We start from the raw sequence: 3,828 nt of genomic DNA, 5'->3' as shown, positions 1-3,828 counted from the left end.
GGCGGGGTCGGCGCGTGCTGGTAGGGCCGGCCGGTCACCGGGATCGGCGGCGCGGTCGTCGGGCGTGGGCCGGTCACCGGGATCGGCGGGGCGGTGTACGGGCGCGGCCCGCCGGCCAGCGGCATGGACGGCGCGCTGGGCGCGTTGAGTGCCTGCTTGGCGGCGGCGGCGAAATCGGCGCAGGTGGGGAACCGGTCGTCCGGGCGCTTGGCCATCGCCTTGGCCAGCACGCCGTCCAAGGCGTACGGCAGGCCCTGCCGATGGGTGCTCAAAGCGGGTGCCGTGCCTTGCAGGTGCCCCTGGATGACGGCCGCCGGATTGGTCGCGGCGAACGGGCCCGACCCGGTGAGCAGCCAGAACAGCGAGCACGCCAGTGAATACTGATCGGAGCGGTGATCCAGCGACGCCCCGGTGAGCTGTTCGGGCGAGGCGTAGGCCAGCGTGGCGGTGAAGGTGCCGGTCTGCGTCAGGTGGCCGGTGTCGTCACGGAACCGGGCGATACCGAAGTCGGTGAGATAGACGCGTTCGCCGCGGCCGCCGCCGGAGCGGGCCAGCAGGATGTTCGCGGGTTTCACATCGCGGTGCAGGACGCCGATGCCGTGCGCGTAATCCAGCGCGTCGGCGGTTTCCTTGATGATCTGCACGGCGCGCTGCGGCGGCAGGGCCTGCGGTTGCACCGACGCGGCGTCGATACCGTCGATGAACTGCATCGAGATCCACAGCTGCTCGTCCTCGAGGCCGCGGTCGTACACCGTGACGATGTTCGGGTGATCGAGCTGGGCGACCAGATCCGCCTCCCGTTCGAACCGCGCCCGCACCTCCTTGTCGAAGAACATCTCCCGATTCAGCAACTTCAACGCGGTCATCCGCGGTAGCCGAGGGTGTTTCGCCAGGTAGACCGAACCCATGCCACCGCGACCCAGTTGCCGATCGATGACATAGCCGGCGAAGACGTCACCGCTGGCCAGCATGTCTGCTCCACTTCCCGCCGCGCGCCGGGACCCACCGGCGAACAGGCGTACAGCATAAGTACGCGCGATCAGGCACTGGCCGGACCACGGAAAACATCGAAACCATAGCAGTTGTCGCAGGACCGTCGGCTTTGCGGCGAAAGCCGGTCGGCACCAGCGATATTCGATAGCTGATCGCTATCGGCGGTGGCCGTGATTCTGGGGGCGGAGCCTGGGTGCGGCCCGCCGAACCGGGCCGCCGCGGCAGGTCGGGCATCTCGATCGTCCCGCGCCGAACCGGCAGGCGGGGCGCCGGAAAGGGCTGCGGGGGAACCGATCTCGGCGCCCGCGGCACGCTCGGCCCCGATGCGCCGTTCCCGGACTGTCCGCCCGGCGGCCGTTCGCCCGGTGCGCGATCGGCGCGCTCCCCGGACGTCTAGGCGATCGGCGTCGTCGCCGGAGGGCTTGGCGGTGGGCACTGCGGCGGCGACGGTGGGTTATGCGGGGCGGATCGCGGTTGCGGTGCGGGTTCGGGCGGTGCGGCTAGAAACGGCGGCGGCGCGAGTTGCGGTTGCGGTGGCGTCGGTCGACTGTGCCATGTGGCATGCGGCTGGTTCGGCGCGGCGGGGGCGCTTCGCGGCGGCGCGGCGGGGGCGTGTTGCGAAGACGTCGCTGTCGCGTCCGGCCGACCCGGGGGCGAGACACCGGATTGCGGCAGGGAGTGTGGGCTTCGATCCGGGGCGTGCGAAGGAACGGTCGCGGGCGTCGTCGCCCCGTTCGAGGGCACGTCGGCGGTCCGGTCCGAGTGCATCGGCTGCTGTCGGCTGGGCGCGGTGTGCTGCGGTGGGTGTGAGGGCGTCGACCACGCTCCGGCGTGCGAGGGCAGCGGGCGCGTCGCGGCGGGCCGGGGTGCGTAGTGCGGGTAGGGCGGCTGGTGGTGCGGCGCGGCGGCGAGGGCGTGCTCGGCCGCGGCGGCGAACTCGGCGCAGCTGGGGTAGCGGTCGGCGGGGTTTTTGGCGAGCGCGCGGGCGAGAACCCGGTCGAGGGCGGGCGGCAGGCCGGGGCGGATGCGGCTCAGCGCGGGCACCGGGGCGTGCAAGTGGCCGTGCACGACCGCGGCCGGGTTGGTGCCGGGATAGGGCGGCGCGCCGGTGAGCATCCAGAACAGTGTGCACGCGAGCGAATACTGATCGGCGCGGTCGTCGAGCGGCCGGCCGATCAGCTGTTCCGGCGCACCGAACGCCAGCGTCGCGGTGATCGCACCCGACGAGCTCAGCGTGGTGTCACTGCCGCGCACGCTCGCGATCCCGAAATCGGTGAGCAGCACCCGTTCGTGCTGTCCGATCGGCGCCTTGGCCAGCAGGATGTTGGCCGGTTTCACGTCGCGGTGCAGCACCCGATTCGCGTGCGCGAAATCCAGGGCGTTCGCGGTGGCTCCGACGATCTGTACGGCGCGTCCCGGCTCGAGCACGTTCACGTCGGCGCAGGAGGCGTCCGCGCCCGGCACGTACTGCATGGAGATCCACAGCTGCTGATCCTGCGCCCCGCGGTCGAAGACCGTGACGATGTTCGGGTGATCGAGTCCGGCCGCGAGATCGGCTTCGCGCTCGAACCGCCGCCGGATCTCCAGCTCGGTGTACAGCTCGCGTTTCAACAGTTTGAGGGCGGTCAGCCGAGGTAGCCGCGGATGCTGTGCCAGGTAGACGATGCCCATACCGCCTTGGCCGAGGACGCGTCTGATGACATAGCCGGCGAAGACTTCGCCAGTCTGCAACACGGGTGTGCACCCCCTGGTCGGGTCGAGCGCGCGGATACTACCGATGTATCTCGCGGGGGCTCTGTGATGCAACAGACCGGGTCTGCGCATCCTCGGATCGCTGTCGGGGGTGGTCGTTAAGCTGGCCCCTATGCGCATTGGAGCACACGTCCGGCTCGACAGCGACCCGATCGGCTTCGGTGAGAAACTCGGCGCCGATGTCATCCAGATGTTCGTCGTCGATCCGCAGAGTTGGGACAAGCCCACACCCCATCCACGCACCGAAGAGATTCTGGCCAGCCCGATCGACGTGGTGGTGCACTCGTCCTATCAGATCAATGTGGCGAGCCTGAACAACCGGTTGCGCATGCCGTCGCGCAACGCCGTCGCCCAGCAGGCCAAAGCGGCCGCCGAGCTCGGTGCCCTCGGTCTCGTCGTGCACGGTGGGCACGTGCGCTCCGACGCCGAACTCGACACCGGTATCGACAACTGGCGCAAGCTGTTCGAACGCCAGCAGGACAAAGGCGGCTTCGCCGTGCCGATCCTGATCGAGAACACCGCGGGCGGCAATCACGCCATGGCCCGGCATTTCGATTCGATCGCCCGATTGTGGGACGCCGTAGGCGATTACGGCGCCGGGTTCTGCCTGGACACCTGTCACGCCTGGGCTGGGGGCGAAGACCTCGTCGGCATCGTCGAACGGATCAAGGCGATCACCGGCCGCATCGACCTGGTGCACCTCAACTCCTCCCGCGACGAATTCAACTCCGGCGCCGACCGGCACGCCAACTTCGCCGACGGCACCATCGACCCGCAACTGCTCGCCGAAGTCTGCAAAACGGCGGACGCCCCGGTCATCCTGGAAACCCCGGGCGACGGCGTAGCCGAAGATTTGGCGTACCTGCGCGAACACGTGGGGTAATTCCAGCTTCCCGCTGCTCGCGGCTCCGGTGCGTGTGCCAGACACTCGGGGCGCGTTGAGGCTTGCGCCTCAACAGGTTTCGTGGCAGGCGCTATCGCGGCGCCGAGTCCGACGCCGAGAAAGCGTGCGTCGGATGGCCGCTGCGCTTCATGAGTTCCGCATCGCGCGGTTGTCCGGCTCGCGCACTGGTTCTGAGTTCT

Annotated in this window: 3 protein-coding genes; 1 reads left to right on the top strand and 2 read right to left on the bottom strand. The window is 69.5% G+C overall.

What is annotated here, in order from left to right; genetic code table 11:
* Together TY25_RS19365 and TY25_RS40640 are read right to left on the bottom strand one after the other, a co-directional pair.
* On the bottom strand, window positions 1-971 hold a 971-nt coding region (locus tag TY25_RS19365), incomplete at its 3' end, for a serine/threonine-protein kinase (RefSeq protein WP_042258183.1).
* A gap of 415 nt (window positions 972-1,386) precedes the next feature.
* Window positions 1,387-2,727, bottom strand: a complete 1,341-nt coding sequence (locus tag TY25_RS40640; RefSeq protein ID WP_052383072.1) for a serine/threonine-protein kinase — start codon at window positions 2,725-2,727, stop codon at window positions 1,387-1,389.
* A gap of 130 nt (window positions 2,728-2,857) precedes the next feature.
* Here TY25_RS40640 and TY25_RS19350 point away from each other — a divergent pair, with 130 nt between their 5' ends.
* Window positions 2,858-3,628, top strand: coding sequence for a deoxyribonuclease IV (locus TY25_RS19350; RefSeq protein WP_042258179.1), 771 nt, complete (start codon window positions 2,858-2,860; stop codon window positions 3,626-3,628).
* Window positions 3,629-3,828 lie beyond the last annotated feature (200 nt).

The sequence above is a fragment of the Nocardia brasiliensis NBRC 14402 genome (genome assembly GCF_000308475.2).
Lineage (GTDB): Bacteria > Actinomycetota > Actinomycetes > Mycobacteriales > Mycobacteriaceae > Nocardia > Nocardia brasiliensis.
This window is presented reverse-complemented; position numbering and strand designations above follow the sequence as displayed.